This window comes from Zavarzinella formosa DSM 19928, from assembly GCF_000255705.1.
Classification (GTDB): Bacteria; Planctomycetota; Planctomycetia; order Gemmatales; family Gemmataceae; genus Zavarzinella; species Zavarzinella formosa.
In genome coordinates this window covers 42198-59983 of record NZ_JH636456.1, presented here as the reverse complement: position 1 = coordinate 59983, position 17786 = coordinate 42198, and the positions used below count along the sequence as shown (strand labels likewise).

At 59.2% G+C, this 17786-nt stretch carries 20 protein-coding genes; 9 read left to right on the top strand and 11 right to left on the bottom strand.

The annotated features are described in order from the left end of the window. Positions 1-2: 2 nt before the first annotated feature. The 9 genes from BGIM_RS0146730 to BGIM_RS68595 all read right to left on the bottom strand — a co-directional run bounded on the left by BGIM_RS0146730 (position 3) and on the right by BGIM_RS68595 (position 7685). On the bottom strand, positions 3-566 hold the full coding sequence (locus tag BGIM_RS0146730) for a hypothetical protein (RefSeq protein WP_020476455.1): 564 nt from the start codon (positions 564-566) through the stop codon (positions 3-5). An 837-nt stretch (positions 567-1403) separates the two neighbouring features. Continuing rightward, positions 1404-2228 carry a hypothetical protein gene (locus tag BGIM_RS0146720; RefSeq protein WP_020476453.1) on the bottom strand — a complete coding sequence of 275 codons (825 nt, stop codon included), beginning with the start codon at positions 2226-2228 and terminating at the stop codon, positions 1404-1406. 300 nt (positions 2229-2528) lie between these two features. Then, positions 2529-3041: a ferritin-like domain-containing protein gene (locus BGIM_RS0146715; RefSeq protein WP_020476452.1), complete on the bottom strand. Its 513-nt coding sequence runs from the start codon at positions 3039-3041 to the stop codon at positions 2529-2531. A 72-nt stretch (positions 3042-3113) separates the two neighbouring features. After that, on the bottom strand, positions 3114-3488 hold the full coding sequence (locus BGIM_RS0146710; protein ID WP_020476451.1) for a SpoIIAA family protein: 375 nt from the start codon (positions 3486-3488) through the stop codon (positions 3114-3116). Next, positions 3488-3910 (bottom strand): hypothetical protein, encoded by a 423-nt coding sequence (locus BGIM_RS0146705; RefSeq protein ID WP_157369995.1) that lies wholly within the window; start codon positions 3908-3910, stop codon positions 3488-3490. The genes BGIM_RS0146710 and BGIM_RS0146705 overlap by 1 nt, the downstream gene beginning before the upstream one ends. Positions 3911-4050: 140 nt before the next feature. Next, entirely contained in the window at positions 4051-4500 is a 450-nt protein-coding gene (locus BGIM_RS56410; RefSeq protein WP_020476449.1) for a response regulator, read from the bottom strand. A 199-nt stretch (positions 4501-4699) separates the two neighbouring features. Further along, a complete protein-coding gene (locus BGIM_RS0146695) occupies positions 4700-5350 on the bottom strand; it encodes a response regulator transcription factor (RefSeq protein ID WP_157369997.1) in 651 nt (216 codons plus the stop codon). After that, positions 5350-7299 carry a PAS domain-containing sensor histidine kinase gene (locus tag BGIM_RS0146690; protein ID WP_040892410.1) on the bottom strand — a complete coding sequence of 650 codons (1950 nt, stop codon included), beginning with the start codon at positions 7297-7299 and terminating at the stop codon, positions 5350-5352. Before BGIM_RS0146690 ends, BGIM_RS0146695 begins: the two co-directional genes overlap by 1 nt. A gap of 221 nt (positions 7300-7520) precedes the next feature. Beyond that, a complete protein-coding gene (locus BGIM_RS68595) occupies positions 7521-7685 on the bottom strand; it encodes a DUF3309 family protein (RefSeq protein WP_020476446.1) in 165 nt (54 codons plus the stop codon). A 346-nt stretch (positions 7686-8031) separates the two neighbouring features. Here BGIM_RS68595 and BGIM_RS0146680 point away from each other — a divergent pair, with 346 nt between their 5' ends. From BGIM_RS0146680 to BGIM_RS0146645, 7 genes are all read left to right on the top strand, one after another. Beyond that, positions 8032-8685, top strand: coding sequence for a BON domain-containing protein (locus BGIM_RS0146680; protein ID WP_029632161.1), 654 nt, complete (start codon positions 8032-8034; stop codon positions 8683-8685). A 148-nt stretch (positions 8686-8833) separates the two neighbouring features. Continuing rightward, entirely contained in the window at positions 8834-9097 is a 264-nt protein-coding gene (locus tag BGIM_RS0146675; RefSeq protein WP_157369994.1) for a hypothetical protein, read from the top strand. 188 nt (positions 9098-9285) lie between these two features. Then, on the top strand, positions 9286-9825 hold the full coding sequence (locus BGIM_RS0146665) for a general stress protein (protein ID WP_029632159.1): 540 nt from the start codon (positions 9286-9288) through the stop codon (positions 9823-9825). Positions 9826-9907: 82 nt separating this feature from the next. Further along, positions 9908-10477, top strand: a complete 570-nt coding sequence (locus BGIM_RS0146660; RefSeq protein WP_020476441.1) for a Dps family protein — start codon at positions 9908-9910, stop codon at positions 10475-10477. 170 nt (positions 10478-10647) lie between these two features. Beyond that, positions 10648-11211, top strand: coding sequence for a Na-translocating system protein MpsC family protein (locus BGIM_RS59635; protein WP_020476440.1), 564 nt, complete (start codon positions 10648-10650; stop codon positions 11209-11211). Between the two features lie 3 nt (positions 11212-11214). Continuing rightward, a complete protein-coding gene (locus tag BGIM_RS0146650; protein ID WP_020476439.1) occupies positions 11215-11712 on the top strand; it encodes a pyridoxamine 5'-phosphate oxidase family protein in 498 nt (165 codons plus the stop codon). A 42-nt stretch (positions 11713-11754) separates the two neighbouring features. Beyond that, a complete protein-coding gene (locus tag BGIM_RS0146645; RefSeq protein WP_020476438.1) occupies positions 11755-12186 on the top strand; it encodes a hypothetical protein in 432 nt (143 codons plus the stop codon). A gap of 1744 nt (positions 12187-13930) precedes the next feature. On the opposite strand, the gene BGIM_RS64455 is transcribed toward BGIM_RS0146645, so the two are convergent. Then, positions 13931-14269, bottom strand: a complete 339-nt coding sequence (locus tag BGIM_RS64455; RefSeq protein ID WP_157369993.1) for a hypothetical protein — start codon at positions 14267-14269, stop codon at positions 13931-13933. Positions 14270-14816: 547 nt separating this feature from the next. Next, positions 14817-15068: a hypothetical protein gene (locus BGIM_RS0146615; protein ID WP_020476433.1), complete on the bottom strand. Its 252-nt coding sequence runs from the start codon at positions 15066-15068 to the stop codon at positions 14817-14819. A gap of 1005 nt (positions 15069-16073) precedes the next feature. Here BGIM_RS0146615 and BGIM_RS0146605 point away from each other — a divergent pair. Continuing rightward, positions 16074-16580 carry a hypothetical protein gene (locus BGIM_RS0146605; protein WP_020476429.1) on the top strand — a complete coding sequence of 169 codons (507 nt, stop codon included), beginning with the start codon at positions 16074-16076 and terminating at the stop codon, positions 16578-16580. Between the two features lie 426 nt (positions 16581-17006). Then, on the top strand, positions 17007-17786 hold a 780-nt coding region (locus BGIM_RS56400), incomplete at its 3' end, for an IS701 family transposase (RefSeq protein WP_020476428.1).

Genomic DNA, 17786 nt, shown 5'->3' with positions numbered 1-17786 from the left:
GACTATTTGACCTTCGGGGTCGCGGGGATTACCGGCTTGTCACATTTTTTCATTTTGGTGATCTGACCGTCGCACTCGACCAGCATCACCGTGTCGCCCGAGGTGAATATCTCGGCGGTTGCCACCTTTCCCGTGCTGTCCATGTACTCGATGTCTTCGGCCAGCTTGAAAGTCTTCTCGACGTCCTTGCCTTCGGCCTTCATTTTGACCGTCGCGGTGTGCTTCTTTGCGTTGATCGTGGTGATCTTGGCTTCCTTGTCGTGCTTCTTCATCTTGGTGATCCGGCCCTCGCTCTCGACCAGGAACACCATGTCTCCTTCGGTGAAGATGTCGATGGTCGCCACCTTTCCCGTGCTGTCCATGTACTCGATCTCTTCGGCCAGTTTGAACGTCTTCTCGACGTCTTTGTCAGCGTCTTTCAGCTTGACCGTCGCGGTCTTCGCCTTGGGGTCCACCTTGGTGATCTTGGCCTCTTTGGCCTTCGGGTCGGTCGCGTCCTTGTCAGCGGACGCAAGGCTCACAAACCCGCCCAGAACCACCAGGGCACACATCATCTTTCGCAACATCACACTAACACCTTTTGTGCTGCTCGAGGCAGCTATTGATTCCGGCCGGGCAAAATACCCGGACTTTGAATCTCCAATCAATCTCCAAACACTACGGCCCCCGACTCCTCTTTTGCCGCCCCGACTTCCCACAGGGGGGCTTCCGGTCTCGCGTCAAAAGGCGGAAATGGACGCCGTCACAACGAGGTCCGAGCGGCGGTCAGTTCTTTCTCCGCTTCGACCCAGCACTCCTCTTGGGCCGCGTTGTGGTCCGGTCTCCCGGCCCGTTCCCAAAGGTCATAGTCAATGACATGAATCGTCCGGGCACGGTCATCGTCACTGTCTTTCGGAAGTCAGAGAGCTGGTTTCTTGATCGGTCACTCTCCAATCTCAGTGAGGCACGTGCGATCCGCGAGTGGATCTCGTTTTTTCGTGGACATGGCTGTTGCCTTGCTTTCCCGAGAAAACGGATGGTCGTAAACCGGAGACTTCGTGTCATGCGCCAACGGTGGCCGATTCGGCGCGCAATGCGCGTGATCGCGGCCTCGGACCGGCTCAAAAGTTTGCGGGCTCGTTCGACATTGTCGGCCGTGCCATGGGCGAACAGGAGCAGTTTGCCGTTCTTGACTTCGGTCTCGTATTGCATCACGCAGTGATTAATCCCGCGGCTGAACAGCCTTGCCATGCAAGGCGTATATCGCGACGACGGAGTTCGTATTTGACATCACGTGGTTCCTCAGTCATCTTTTGTCGGGGTGCTCGGATTCTCGGACAGAAACAACATATTCCTGTCATGATTCCACTTTCCCGGATTACTCGGTCGCGCAGGCCGACACTGGATCGCATTTCCGGCTGACTTTACAAGTTAAGCGTAAGTTCCGGGCGTTTGCCCGGCATTTTCAACAGATCGAATATTCGGCGGTGATATTGATCGACGCGAAAACCCAGCCGGGCAATGTGGTAATCCTCATTTGGAAGGAGGAGTCGAAATCCTTCCACTGCCTCTCTCCATGCGTCAGTCAGGATGGAGAACTCTTTTTTGCATTTCTCAACATCATTTTCGCCCGCTGTCTTCTCGAATGATTCGCATTTCTCCGCGAATTTCTTGACCGCGTCGATGAAGGGGGCGTGGCCGGGTCGACCGAGGATCGCGTAATCGGCTCCCGCCGCGAAATGCTTTGCGGCGGATTTCATCGATTTGGCTTGTCTCGCCAAAACCTGCCGCTGTCGCTCCTTTGAAATGTCGCCGGTGGAAAGCAAGAAGTGCAAGTCGTCGCTCTGGACGCGAATACGTTCGGCCATACTCGCGATAAGCGGCCTGTTCGGAGTGAGTTCGGAGGTCGCCTTGACGAGCAAGGCCACTCTCGCGTCGACTCGGTCAAATTGTTGATAAAGGGCTTGTCGAGTTGGGTTCTTGTTCGACACTGTCTTGTCGAGAAGTTGAAGTTCGCTTTCGACGTTGTCAGCCAGGCGGAAGAGTGATTTCTCTTTTTCACCGGACAGCTCTTCAACGATATCCTCTTGCAGGTTCTCCAACAGACCGGAAGTCTTCTCAATCGACTTGCGTGTTGCGGTGACATGGCCGGCAGTTAGTTCCGGATCGGCCGCGCGTAGATTAGCTGGAATGATTGTCATCCCGCAAACCAGCAGGGCATACGACACAGATCGTTTAAATGATTGCATTTCAATATTCCACAAAAATGTGATAAATGGCGGTGTTTCATTTGCCAATTTATCACAGTTGATTGAATCCACTCAAATCTCGGATTCCGCATGTCCGTCGTCGAAATGCCGAATCATCTCCCGGCAATCTTGGGCACGTACCCGACACGACTTGTCGGCAGCCTAGTGACTGTCGTCGGCAACTTTCGCGCGAGCAGCCGCGCCTTCATCGCAGTTTTTCTCTCAGCACCACGGCATCTCATGTCACCAGCCCCAAGAAATCCGGGACCGCTAACATCTCGCTTGCGCGAGGTGATGTTTTCAGCTTTCATCCCAGCCGGCGAGGACACGCTCGAGCTCTTCTTTGTGCCGGGTCTCGTCGACGATCTGGCTCTCAAGGCTCACCTTGAGGCCGACTTCCCCCCAAGTCTCCGCCTGCCGCGATCGCTCGGTGTAGTTCGTGATTGCCTGCCGCTCGGCCGCGAGCGCGTGTTCGAGCATTTCCCTCGGATGGTCGGCCTTCGGAACCGGACGCGGCACAGTCGTCGGTTCGCCCCCCATGGACGCGATCTTGTCCGCGAGGAACTGGGCGTGTCCCTGTTCGTCCGCGATTTCGGCCTGGAAGAGCGCTCGCAATTCCCGGCGGTGAGGCCCTGTGAGTTTGGCCGAGTATTGGATGCACATGACGACGGCCTGGAGCTCGCCGGCAAGGTCGTGGTTGAGGTCATCGATCAGTGATTGTCGATCCGCAACAATGGGATCGGGCTGACTGGTGATGTCATTGGAGGCGTTGCGGGCGTATGCATCATTTTTCGTCGGAGCTTGCGATGGCATGGTTGTAATCCTCTGGTGTTTCGCATGTCGAACTCTTCAAACACTTCCGGGTACGAATACTCTTCGCAGAGATCACTTGCGCTGACTCGTTTGCGCAATCTCCCCGTGAATCCACTCCTCGGCCTCGTCAGTCTTGCACTGGTCGAAGTAACGGACCTTGGCGGTGGTAAACGGTTTGCAGAAGACCGCCATCCCCGCTTCCGCTGACAGGGCCAACCGCTCGATATGCGAGATGTGGCGCAAATCGAATTTCACGTCTTCCCACACGGCGTCCAGGGTCCAACCGTGGAAGTCGTGCATCCGGACCAAAATTCGGACTTTTCCATTCTCCTTGACGGCCTGCTCGACCGCAGGGGTGAAGTGCGCGTAGTCCTCGCTCGTGAGCCTGTCTCTCAGGTTCAGGATCAGAATTTTCCCGCCCGCTTCTGCGTGCAAATCGACGGACATCACATGCCTCCCCCTGATGGTTTATTGCAAATAATCGGTGGCAATCGCCCGCCAGTATTGGCCGGTTTTTTTAGCGCAGGTTGGCTCTGTACTTCCCTGAGAAGATAACAGCGAATAATTTGCCGGACGATCACGATTGCCGTTGCATCATGCTTTGTGGCAAGCGTCTCGAGTTCCGCCAGTCGGGCAGAGGGCAAAAGCAACATGACCTCCATGGCGTTGGGAGAACAGGAGTTCGGATAGTTTTGCGAATCGCCATACTGATCTTCAAAGTCCTTATCGACTTGACTGTCCGACAGATAAATCCTGATCTCGAGTCGGATTAATTTCCCGATGCTCATCCCGTCTAATTTGGCTTGTCGGTCCAATGCGGCGATTTCGCCTTCAAAGAGGAACAGAGAAAGATGGACATATTCTTCCATCGGATGGATTCGTTCGCATTTCGTCAGCGTGTCATGGTTCAAGCACATGATTGCGACTCCTGTCTTGCCGAACCGTCACCCAAATTTCCATTTTGACTTCATGGTGCGGGCACGTGCGGCATTCGTGGTTGGTAAAGGGATCAACCCCCGGCCGCCAGATGACAGGCCTGCTTTTTCCGAATCGGGTTTTCAAAGAAGCCTCGCCTGTGGCCGGCTTCTTCCATTAACCTCCCCACCAGGGGCCGCAACAGCTTTGGGTCGGCGGGTTTCAGCAGGTAATGGGCTATTCCAAGGTCGAGGGCGCGGCGTTGAAAAGTCTTCCCCGAATGACCGCTGACCGCGACGATGGCCGTCCGATCACCGCCGGAGAGCTGGCGGACATGGGAGGCGAACACAAAGCCGTCCATCGGGGCCATTCCGATATCCAGCAAGATCAAATTTGGACGATGGTCACGAACAGCCGCGAGGGCCGAGGCCCCGCAATATCTGGCCTTTGATGCATGCCCCCAGAGGGCAAGCATCTCCGCCATGCTGTCAGCCGCGTCATGGAGGTCGTCAACCACCAACACATACGACCCGATTCCGTTCATCCGATCCTCAGACGACCCAAACAGGCCGGTTCCAATGTCCGCACGGATTGGCGAGTGGTGTGCCTTCGTGTTTCAAACCCAATTATGGCGATTGTGACTCGCGGGCCTGACGGAAGGAGGGGCGGAATTGACGGGACAAATGCGAAATGGATCGCCGGGGAAAACCTGACAAGTGTTGGCTTTTTCGGAAAGGGAGGCGTCAGCCATCCTGAAGCCAGCCCTGTTGAACGGCGTAACGGACAAGGTCGGCCCGGCTTTGCAGACCGAGTTTCTCCATCGCCCTAGCCCGATATGTCTCGACCGTTTTGATGCTTAACTCAAGCTGGGCGGCGATTTCTTTGTTGCTATGCCCGGCCGCCGTCTTTTGGGCGATTTCCGTCTCGCGATCACTCAACTCGGCGTTCGGAGAATCGGAGGTCGCCGGCTTTCGGACAAACCCACTGACCACTTTGCCGGCCATGCTGGGGTCAAGGTATACCCCGCCCGTCGCCACCGTCCGGATGGCGTGGATCAATTCCTCGGGAGCGGCCCGTTTGAGTACATACCCGGCCGCCCCGGCCGCCAGCAGTTGCCGGATGTATCCCCTGTCCTCGTGAACAGTGAGGGCGAGCACCCGGACCGTCGGGCACTCCTGCCGTAACCGGGCGGTTGCCTGGGATCCGGTCAGGCCGGGCATGGACACATCCATGACCGCCACATCCGGCTTCAGCGCCGGAATCCGCAGACATGCGACCAGTCCGTCAGCGGCCTCTCCGACCACTTCCATGCCTGGCTGGGTGTTGATCAGGGCCTTCAGCCCTTCGCGGACGACCGCGTGGTCGTCCGCCAGAAACACACGCAAGGTTGTTATCACAACCTCCCTTCCTCATTGTCGGACAGCGGGATCCGGGTGATCACCGTCGTGCCGTGATCGGAGCTTGATTCGATTTCCAGTGTCCCGCCGACCAGGGCGATCCGTTCCCGCATCCCCAGAATGCCCAGGCGGTTTCCGGTGACGGAATGAATGTCAAATCCCCGGCCGTCATCCTCAATGACGGCCGACGCCTGAGCGGGCGAACGTCTGAGAACCACGCTGACCCGCCCCGCCGAGGCATGCTTGAGCACATTGGTCAGCGCCTCTTGGATCACGCGGTACAGGGCCGTTTCGACCGGAGCCGGGAGCCGGGCTCCCTCCAGTCCGGAACAGTGAAAATCAATTTCGACCCCCGATCGCTCGGACCAGGCGTCGGCATAGTTCGCCAAGGCGACCTCAAGGCCAAGATCATCAAGCGCCGTGGGTCGCAGTTCCATCGCCAGATGATGAACCTCCCGGCCGATCAGGTCCGTCAGGGATTGCAGGCTTTGCAAGCGGCCCCTTTCGGGGAAAGCCGCGGGGATCGCATCCCTGACGACCTTTAGACCCAGCCCGATGGCGGTCAGATACTGACCCAGTTCGTCATGCAACTCGCGGGCAATCCGTCGGCGTTCGTCCTCCTGGACAGTCGTGAGTTTTTGTTGCAGTTCGCGACGATCCGCCTCGGCGCTTTCCCGCCGGGTGATTTCATTCTTCAGGACCGCGTTCGTTTGGGCCAGTTCGGCGGTGCGTTCCCTCACACGCGCCTCCAGTCCGGCATGCGCCGCCCGCAGGGCGTCCTCCGCCCGCTTGCGGTCGGTCACGTCGCGGATGTTGCACTGGATCACCCGTTGATCACCGACATCATACACATTGCTGACGAACTCAACCTCAATCTCCCGGCCGTCATTTGTCCGCAATGGAAGGTCATCATAGCGGATGTATCCCTCTGCCTGAAGTTTCCGGAACGCCGTCTTGTTGGACTCGATGTCGCGGAACAGTCCGATCTCCCAAAGCTCCATCCCCACCAGCCGGTCCCGGTCATAGCCCAGCAAGCTGGTGAGAAAGGGATTGGCGTCGACGATCCGCCGGCTGTCCGGATCGACCAGCAAAATGCCATCCTGGGCCGTCTCAAACAAACGGCGGTAACGCGTCTCCGAAATGGCCACGGTCTCGGCGGCGCTTCGTCTGTCGGTCTCGTCTTCGACGGCCAGCAGGATCAACTCGGGGCGGCGGCCCGCCGGGGGGAGCCTTCGGGCGTTGAGAATCATCGTCCGCTGTCCAAGATTCTCGAACGGGTGTTTTACCTCGAAATCATCAAAATGACTGTCCTGCGGCAGGATCTGTTCAAGCAGCGTTCGCAGGGCCGGAATATCCCACTGACGGTTGCCGAGTTCAAAGAACGACAGTCTCTCCATTTCGATCAATGCCACGTGAAACATCTGGCAATAGGACCTGTTGGCCGCGATCACCCGCAGTTCCGCGTCGAGAATCACCAGGGGCTTTTGGACTGTCCGGATGATCCCCTCGGCAAAGGCCCTGGCGTCCTCCACCTCCCGCTCGGCGTTGCGGCGTTCGGAGACGTCACGGAACACCAGCACGACTCCGATGACGGCTCCCGTGCCTTCGCGGATCGGGGCGGCCCCGTCGTCGAGCAGCCACTCCCGGCCATCCCGGCCGATCAGCACAATGTGGTTGCTGATGCCGATGGCCTTGCCTGTGGCCAGCACCTCGGCCACGGGATCGACGACCGGCTGGCGTGTGGTTTCGTTCACGATCCGGAAGATGCCCGCCAGCAACTCGCCGGCGGCATCAGTCTGCCGCCATCCCGTCATGGACTCGGCCACTGCGTTCATGAAAAGCACCCGGCCGCAGGCATCTGTGATGATGGTTGCCGTCCCGATATCGGTCAGCGCCGCCTGGATCCACTCGGGAGGTGACTGCGGGCGTTCTCGATCCGGACTCACTTGAACGGACTCCTTGGCCGGCGGGGAAGGGGCGTCGATGCGAGCATGAGGATTGACCCCGTTCCGATAGGCGGGAGGAAATCCGGCTTCATTCCCATGTGCGAATCGCTTCGGTCTGATTCCGGCCTGCCGGACGACCGCCATTATTTGGATTAGGATGGTGAGGAACGGCTCGGAAAAGACTCTGATGTTTGATTATATTCCGGGCCGGAGGGAGATCCTTAATACGTGTGTGGGATATACCCCAAGAGGACGAGAGCAAGGATGACCACCAATAGGAGCCCCAGGCCGGAACTGGGACCGTAACCCCAGTTCCGGTTGTATCCCCAGCGGGGCAAAGCACCCACGAGCAGCAGCACAATCAAAATCAGCAAAAGCAAACCCATGGGACACCTTGTTTGGTGAATCGATCAGATGACAGAGATTCATCGCCAGTGTCTATTTTCGTGATTCCCCCCGTGACAGCGGACGGGAAAACTGCCCCGGCGGCGTGAGAGAAACCAGCCAAGTAATGTCAGGAAAAACCTGACAAGCTCCTTGTTGACCCAATGCGCGACGGGCCGGCGGGAGGGAATTTATCCCCACACGGGCTTTGTCACTTTTCCTGACCGGCTTCCGACTGATCTCCCGTCCGCCCGAATCCGGAGAATCGGCAGAATGATCATGCAGGCACACAAACCCGGATTTGTCAGCCGGGGATGGCCCCCTGATTCACATAGAGAGGATTTCACGATGAAGACGGACGCGCAATTGCAAAAGGATGTCATGGACGAGATCAAATGGGAGCCGAGCACGACGGCGGCTCAGATCGGGGTCTCGGCCTCCAACGGCGTGGTGACGCTCAACGGGGTCGTCGCCACATACGCCGAAAAATGGGCCGTCGAGCGGGCGGCCCAGCGTGTTGAAGGTGTGAAGGGCATCGCCGAGGAGATCACCATCAAGCTCTCCGGCGTCCATGTCAAATCAGATGCGGAGATCGCCGAGGCGGCCATCACTTCCCTCAAGTGGCATGTCTGGGTGCCGAGTGACATTCAGGTTAACGTGGCCCAGGGATGGGTCACGCTGAAGGGTCAGGTCAGTTGGGGCTACCAGCGGAACGCCGCCCGCGATTCCGTTTGCTGCATGCCCGGGGTGAAGGGTGTCTCGAACGACATCACCATCAAGGCGCCCGTTCAGCCCTCCTCCATCAAGGAGCTGATCGAAAAAGCCCTGGTGCGGAACGCGGAGATTGACGCCGGCAAGGTAAAGGTGACGGCCGACGGCGGCACGGTGACCCTGTCCGGAACGGTTCGGACATGGGGCGAGAAAGACGCGGCCGGATCCGCCGCATGGAACGCCCCGGGCGTCAACATGGTGCGCAACGACATCGCCGTGACCCTGGCGTGACGAACTGTTTCGACCGTGGCAGATCGAAACGGACCTCTCCGTCGGAAGGACAAGCCACCATCTCTTCGATGTGACGGATTTGTTTGGGGCGTTTGCATATTGCGACCGTCCGATCATTGATGAACAACTTGATACTCAGGAGAACGACATGAAGGAATCCACCTCGAACACGCACGACGGCAAGGTCGTCAGCGTGGCCGGCGACAAGCTCACCACCACGTGTGGCAAAGGCGAGCAACATTGTCATACCGTGGCGAAGGACGCCAAGGTCACCTGCGACGGTCACGCCAGCAAAGCCACGGACCTGAAGGCCGGCACATGTGTCCGGCTGACCACGCACAAGGACGACAAGAACTTGGTCACGGCCGTCGAATCCGGCAAGAACATTGTGGCGACGGGCCACAAGGCGTAATCGCCGTGGTTGATGACAAAACATTTCCCACGGGCGTTCCCGGTCGCTACTGATCAACCGGGTCGAAGACGATGACCAGGCGAAATCGAGCGGGCGGGCCATCGTGCGGGTGCGGATCATTCCAGAATTCCTTTGGAATGACCCGCATCCTGTTCATTCACATCATTTTTCTAAAAGGGATCCAAACGATGACCATCACGAACTCAGTCGTCGCGGTGTTTAAATCGCACGAGAAGGCGGAGGCGGCGATTCGCAACCTGCAGAAAGACGGCTTCGACATGAAGAATCTGTCGATTGTGGGCAAGGACTACCACACGGAGGAGCACGTCGTCGGCTACTACAACACCGGCGACCGAATGCTTTATTGGGGCAAACAGGGCGCTTTTTGGGGAGGGTTCTGGGGATTGTTGTTTGGATCCGCGTTCTTTTGGATTCCGGGCGTCGGCCCGTTGCTGGTGGCCGGCCCCTTGGTGGCCTGGATCGTCGGCGCTCTTGAAGGCGCCGCCGTCGTTGGCGGCTTTAGCGCCCTCGGCGCCGCGCTGGCGAACATCGGAATCCCCAGGGACAGCGTTCTTCAATACGAGACGGAAGTGAAAAACGGCCGGTTCATGCTGGTGGTTCACGGAACTCATGACGAAGTGATCCATGCCCGGGGAAATCTGAGCTATTCGGGCGCCCTGGAAACCCAATTGCATCTGCCCGAAACGCCCGTCCCCGAACTGGTGTGACAAGCGTGCCTTGCGGCGCCAGCCATTCGTGCCGCGGTGTTCCATGCCGCCAAATACCCGCTTTCAACACAGGAGTCCGTCCATGTCGAATTCAGCCATCACCCGCGTCGACCAGTCTCATCTCAAGGAACCGGTTGTGCCGTCCGCACGGGCCGAGACGCAATCATTCAATGTGGCCCGCCGGAATCCGCTGGCCCTGGACGAATCGGCGGCGGCCCTCAACATCGACAACCTGAACCAGTTGCTGGCCGACACGCTCACCATGCGGGATCTGTGTAAGAAGCATCACTGGCAGACGTCTGGGCCCACGTTTTACATGCTTCACTTGTTGTTCGACAAACATTTTGAAGAGCAATCCAAACTGGCCGATCTGCTGGCCGAACGAGTGCAGACACTCGGCGGAGTCACGATCGCGATGGCGGCGGATGTGGCCGCGGCCACGCTCATTCCGCAGGCCCCCAAGGGCCGCGAAGATTCGGCGACTCAAATCGCCCGCCTGCTTCAGGCCCATGAAATCCTCCTCCTGGAGGCCCGCGCCATGGCCCGGGTGTCCGCGGACAACGGCGATCTGGGAACCAACGACCTCATCGTTTCCGATGTCATTCGCACGAACGAGTTGCAGGTGTGGTTTCTCGTCGAACACGTGCAATGACACGCCGGAATGGTCAGGCGGAACATGTCGCGGCAGGTTGGCGAAGTCCGGAGGTGTCCCGGTGACGAACGCCTCGCCGGGTCTTTTGCATCGGGCTCACGCGAAGGAATTCAACAGTTCGAGTCCGACAGGGTTGCCGATGTCATGTCAGCGACCGCAGGAGTGAAACAATGGACAAATCACAAGAAAACATCGGTGAAAAAATCGCAAGAGCCGCTCGCGATTCCGAGAAGCGACATACGTCGCACGGACGGGAATGGGCGGCCGTTTTCATGATCGAGGACACGGTCGTGATCGCGCTACACGGCTCCCTTACTGACGAGGAAAAATCGCTTGTGAGAAGCCCGGCCGGGGCCGCCCGGGTTCGGGAGTTCCACCGGCGACTGTTCGCCGATGTCACCGATGGCCTAGCGGGGCGGATCAGGCGAATCACCGGGATGAAAATACGCGACAAGACTTCGGAAATCGACCTGGCTTCCGGTAGTGTGGCGCAAATATTCACGACGAAAACCGTCCTCGCCGAATCCCTGTTCGCCCCTCGCGAAATAGTCGGCAAATCAGGTCGCCGCTCCTCCGAGACGAAGACGGGCAACGCCGCGAACCTGATTGCGGAGACTTCTGCCCGGGCGACCTCCCGCAAAGACATCACGTCCGTGGCAACGGCCGTCCAGGCCGGAAAACACATGTCGGCGACAGGCCGTCAGGCGATGTCGAAAACATTCCGACAGAGGTGAGAGATGTTGATCCGTGAGATGAGCAGGGAAGAGTGCTTCCGGGCGCTGGCCGGATCGAGGCTGGCCAGGCTGGCTTGCTCGCGCGAGAACCAGCCATACGTCGTTCCCGTTTACCTCGCTCTCCATGAGGCGTCCGAGTGCCTGTATGGTTTCACAACCTTTGGCCAAAAGGTTGAGTGGATGCGAGCCAATCCGCTGGTCTGCGTCGAGACGGGCGAGGTTGCCGCGAACAACCAGTGGGTAAGCGTCATTGCTTTCGGGCGCTACGAGGAGTTGCCCGAGAGGCCGGGTAACGACAAGGAGCGACTCATGGCGTGGCAGGTTCTCAAGACCGATCCCATGTGGTGGGAGCCGGGCGACATGGCCTGGACTGCACGCGCCAGCTGCGACCCGACGGAGACGCTCACGCCCGTGTACTACAGGATCCGAATCGGGCAAATGACGGGTCGGGAGGCTGCCCAGGCCACCCGAATCGAACGGCATGTCACCCCGCCGGGGTGATCACCGTGGCTTTTTGCAATGATCCCCTTGGAGAATCTTCCCATGCGCCGATTTCTTTGCTCTGTCTTGCTGCTGCCCTTGCTGGCCGTCCCCTCGGCATCCCAGGATAAGAAGAAGCGGGAACCGGACCCGCTGATGGCGGCCAAACTGAAGGAGTCCCAGACTCTGCTGGAGGGGCTGACTCTGAACGACTTCGCCAAGGTGCGGAAGGGGGCCGAGGAACTGCTGCGGATCTCAAAGCAGGCGCAGTTCCGCAAGGCCCTCAACACGCCGGGGTATGAACTGTACGCGAATAACTTCCAACGGGCGGCCGAGACGGTGATCGAGAAAGCCGGGGCGAAAAACATCGACGGGGCCACCCTGGCCTGCGTGGACATGACCATCACTTGCGTCCGCTGTCATCAGCACACGCGGGAAGAGGGGCTTGGAAAACTCGCTCCGACGCTTGGGGCGGGAGATGGGACCGGACGCTGATGGCAAGCAACGCCGAGAATTATAGCGGAGTTCCTTTTGGTGTGGTGGTCGGTGGAGTTGCCCCCTCACCCAACCCTCAGCCGCAAAGCCGGGAGAAAGAGCCCCGATTTCCCCCTCTCCCGGCTTTGCGGGAGAGGGTTGGAGTGAGGGTCTTCGCTTTCATTTTTGGAAAGGCGGCTTTCAACCACGCTATGGTATTTCATACTCTGCTCAATTTCTGGTCCGGACGGTCGGGCGAGGTTACGGTGGCAAGGTTTTGATCGCCAAACCTCAAGGATGACTGACAGACTTGCTGAGGCCTGACGGGGCGATATCAAGCCCTCGTCTGGTGACTGGATTGTCGAGGCGATTGACTCATGGGAAGCAAATCGATCAAAGGCGATTTTTTCCGCGATCAGATACTTTGGAGAGCCGCAAGTAAATTTGATACACCGTTTGCTCTTCGGGATTATCAGGGAGGGAGAGCAATCCAATGAGCCGATTCAAATTAATATTTCCTGACTACTCCAAACATTTCTTCGCGAAGCTGCATTCAAACCACCTTTCACTTGCCGACGGCATGGTCTTCGGTGACCGAGTGAGGTTTTACCGGTTATCCGTCCAAATAAGAAAACCGAGGCTTTCAATGCCGACAGCCAACCCTTTGTCCGCCATCCGCAGGGCGGTGAAAGTCACGAAGAATAACATCACCTACTCCCGGCCTCACCTAAGATTTGGCTGGAGGATCGTCGGTTGAAATCAGCGCCGGCACGGCCGAGGCCAGTCCTCCGGAACAGCGGATGCGGGATATCAACATCAAGTGGAACGGCTCCGGATGACAGGTGACGCGGGTATTCTGAGGCCCCTTTTTGAAATGTTTCATCGTTGGATGCTTTTCCAAAAAGGGGGTTTATTGAACTTTGAGTAAGCGCTTACTCGGAACATGGAATTGCCTCGCAAGAGAGTTGACTCGCCCCTCACCTTCTTTCATCAGCTGACGCTTTGTCTTCCTCTCGATCCTTTGGGGCAGAAGTGGTCCAAGATGATTTTCAATTGTCAAAAATGCCCTGACAAACCTCCAAGAAGACGAGAAAACACACGCTGTCCGACTCCAAAAGCCCGTAAACAGGCAAAAGTGGCTCAAATCGTGTGGCACATTCGGGGGACTTCTGCCGGTTTTTAAAATGAGGACGCGCCCCTGGGAGGCGGTTGAGTTTCGGTTTTGGAAACTCCGCACGGATTTAGAGGTCCCGGAAAAGTCGCGACGTTCACTTGGATTGACGGCTGATTCCGGCGTTTTCGGAAACGGGTCGGCAGGGACCGCCCGATGTTTGTCACCCTCCCGCATCGTGAATTTGCTTCGGGAACCGGTCTCATCCGGCTCATTTGATCACTGATTAGTGCCGGACATCACAAGAAACCCGGCAATTCGACCGACACACGGCTGGCAAAGAAATGCGACAGGATTGAGCAAATATGGCATCCGAGATCGTGCTTCCACAATGAGCTGTCAAAATGATCCGAGTGAATCCCGGCACGATGGCCGGACCGCTTCACAGCCCCAACCTCAACCGAGGTCATGAGCCTCCCCCAAAAATCACCGCTCGCTCCTCGGGCGGCCGCTCCGCCGTTTTCTGACATTTGGCGTCGCCCGGCGTGCGGGAGCAGATCGACGATCGCCCGATCTGGGAACCGTGGGACCATGACGATTTATTCCAACGAGTGTGACTCGACGTCAGTCCGGAGGGTTCGCTCCGCCTGGCGATTATGTCCGACACTTCCTTGTTCCGGGCCGGCTGCTCCATCTTGCCATCCCCTTGCCGGGGATAAATATTCCGACTCCAGTACTCGCCTGTTTTGTGGATTCAAATCGGAAGCGAATATCAATATTGTGCGGCCGCAACGGGATCGGGAAGACCAAGAATATTGCACTGCTTCCCTCCATCATGTCGGTCGCCGCAGCAATCCGGTTGTTGTCCATGTCCTTGAAAATTCGAGCTTCGAGTTCGGTCTGCCGCAGGCCGGCGGCTTCCCGGGCATTCGATGCCTTGCCCAGACCGGGCAGTGGTCGACAAGCCGGTGTCGCTGTTTCGCGGACCGGCAACGAACAGTCTCGCGCACATAACAGGCCTGCCGGATGGACACGCCAATGTCCTTTCGGGAGGAGCAGCGCCCGTCGCGGGGCAAGGACAGCCTTTTCCCGCCGCCATTGTCAGCCGGCCACGAGTATTGCCCGCCCGAGTTGTCGTCACGGTCCTGCGTTTTTCATTCGTCGTCTCTGTATGAATTCTTCGCCCTGTCTGTCCGCCCCGGCATCCGGCGGGCCCTTCAAACAACTGCCGGTCATTAGTGACCGAGATCGCTGGCCGGAGAAGGGAGGGGAGTTTGCCCCTGATCCGGCCAGTTTCCCGAACTCGCGATCCGGTTTCCTGACCAGTCCGAACAGCCGTGTTCGGCAGATCCGGCAGGGGGTAATAAGCGCTTATTAGAAACCTCTCCTCGCCGGTCCGCGACGACGAGATGCGGCGATCAAACCGTCCGGCAACCCGGGCAAGACACCCGCCCCCGAAAGTCCCTTGCCGCCCGGCGTGACTTCAGCCGTGACAACCAACCATCATCAACTTGTCGCTCACTTGGCGACCGAGAAGCCGTCAGTAGTCGTTGTTCATCACCCCGCCATTCAGGCCGTCGGAAAGCCGGGCGGCATCATTGGCATGAATGTCAGAAACCACGATCTTGCTAGGGACGTTTCGGGTACGATGCGTCCGGCCAAAGGCGGCGTTTTTGAGTCGCCCTTCCTGTTGGAGTTGATCACCCTGATCGTTCGTGCCTCGGGTGCGTGGCGGAAACCATGCGAACCCGTTTTTCGACGGAGACGACCATGCCAACTGAAAATCTTCCATCCCCCGCTCCGACGGCGACAGCAGGTCGGGAGGCGAAAGTGACCGTCAACTGTCACGGCATCCATACCGTGGTCAAACCTTTCTTCTCGGATCTCTGGAAGAGTCTGCACATCTTTTCCCCAGAGACCGACGGAACCGTTGTCCCGCACCTGCTCCTGCGGGTGATCCGACCCGGGAAACCGACCTGACTGCTCGGACACGCGGGCCTTGAGGACGTGATCGTTGACTGGTTGCAAAAACATGGACACGTCGTGGTTTCGGAGGGGACGAGACCTGCCGTGCTGCCGACGCCGAGCCTTGGCTGGCTCCATCGGCATCCCCGGCCGACGGATCGGGCGATGCTGGATTTTGTCCGGGGACGGGAACGGGGGTGATCCGGTACGACGCCAGCCGGGTCGATCCGGCCCGGTTGGCGGGCAGGCCGCCCGGGCCTGGCCGAAAGCCATGCTGGTGATGACTGCGGCCTCGACGGCCAGGGCCTAGACGCTGGGCGGCCGGTTGCGAACGTACGAGGACAAGCTCCGGATCCTCGACGACAATCTTCCCCTGAATGAAACCGCCCGGGTGATCATTGCCGACCACGCGCGGCTGGGGGAGGAGGCCCTCGTCATGGACCGTCGTGACTTCTGGTTTGCCCTCCCGCCCGGAAGCGTTGTTTGCGTCTCCAACCCGAGGATCCACCGGGGATTTCCCCGAGCCGGGAAATGCCGTCTGTTCGGGTTGCTCCCCCTGGATTTCTCACCGAGCCCGTTTAGAAATCGCTGTTGGCGTCTGTATTCTGCCGGGACAAGATCGTCCTGCGGCAGCATGGCCACGACCCCCCGGTCGGCGGACGCCGTGTTCCTGCCGGTCTCCGAGAGTCCGTTGCCGGGTAAGAATCTCCCGGACGATAACCTCCGGCGGGAGGGTCTTTGGGATCACCCGGCCTGAAACCACCTGATAAGCCGGCCGGAGGATCTGTTCCAGACGGACGACATCAAGGCGATTCGGAGGGAGTTTCCGGTGATGGCCGCGATGGCCGGGGCCCGGCTCACGGGCCGGACTGCCATTCGCGCCGGGTGTCTCGGCCATGTAGAGGCGATCCTCGCCCTACGGCCGGAACTGCCATTGATTGGCGACAGGTCGTTGGGAGAACCGATCGCTCTCCCTCCCCGCGTCTCGGTTGCCTTGAAGCGAGACGCGGCCGGTTCCGGGGTTCATCTGGCGGTCGGGGAGTCGAAATTCGCCGGGCCACCCTCAACCGTTCTGATCAACGCCAGCCTGGCGTCGTCGCCCGAAGCGCCGGAGACAGAGTCTGGTTTTGGCTGTCCGGAAGACCGGTTGCTGGTGATTGATTTCCTGGACGAACACCACCCCCGGTTGAGGCAATGGTCCAGGGACCGCATGCATGCCTGCGACGACGCGGGATGGAAGGTGGCCGGCGGAGCGGTCCCGTCGCCTTGGGAACGGTTTCAAGCCGACCGCCTCCTCGCGGACCCCGAATCACCGACACAGACGTCGGGGCCGGTCTGAGCAACGAATCACCGCACGGGCAGTCACAGTGGTCCATACGACCCGAAGCGAGCAGAGCGCCAGCCAAGGCGACACGGCATCCGACACGAAACCACGGAACGAAACAAAACCGTCCCATCGCGTTCCCGGTGGCAGTCGATGGATGAACTGGGTTCCCTTCGTTGCTGACAGGTCGTCGGGAATGGTCTGGCCGTCGGACGGGCGAGGACTGTCACATCGCACGGACTCGCTTTTCTAGCGGTCACAGGATTCAAGCATTCGACCCAACCGTTCATCACTCACTGACCGGTCTGATCGGGAACGGGCATGCCGGGCTATCGAGATGAAGATCAACCAGCTCAGCCAGACCGCAGCGTATGTCATTCGGCTTAACAGTACAGCGCGAGTTCCCAAATTTCGATAAGGAGTATATCGGGAGGGAACCCCATGACAGAGCAGGAAATCGCGGGCCTCGGACCGGCCTTCGCCAACTATCTCAAACCGTTTCGTCCGTGCTTCAAACAAGCCCGGACGGCGGCCCATTTTGACACGTATTGCCGGGGCCTGCTGTCGGACCTGGACCGCAAGAGCGTCGAGCCGATCGCCCTGGCCGCCGGCACGGCCGTCCGCACCTTGCAGGAATTTTTGGTCACCGCGAAGTGGGACCATGACCGGGCGTTGGATATGCTTCAACGGCGGGTCGCCGAGGAACTGGCCGGGACGGAGGACGACGGGACCGGCACGGTCGGGGTGATCGACGAGACGAGTTGCCGCAAGTGGGGTGACCGCACGCCCGGCGTGCAACGGCAGTATCTGGGTTGCGTCGGCAAAGTGGACAATGGCATCGTCACGGTTCACATCGGGGCGGCCAAAGGATCGTTCCGCGCCCTCCTGTCGGGGGACTTGTATCTTCCGGCGTCGTGGGCGGACGACCGGCCCCGTTGCCGGGCGGCGGGAATCCCCGACGAGTTGCCGTTCCGTCCGAAGTGGCGGATCGCCGCGTTACAATGGGCGAGGCTGTGGCAAAACGGAGTGCGGTTCGACTGGCTGACCTTCGACGAGGGGTACGGCGCCTCGGTTCCGTTCCTCCGTCTGTTGGGACTGGCCGGGCAGCGGTTCGCGGCCGAGATCCCCGTGAATTTCACCGTCCGGGACACGCCGGACGGTCCGCCCCGCCGGGCCGACGAACGACTGACGGCGGCAGACGCCCGGAACGGCCGGCGCCAC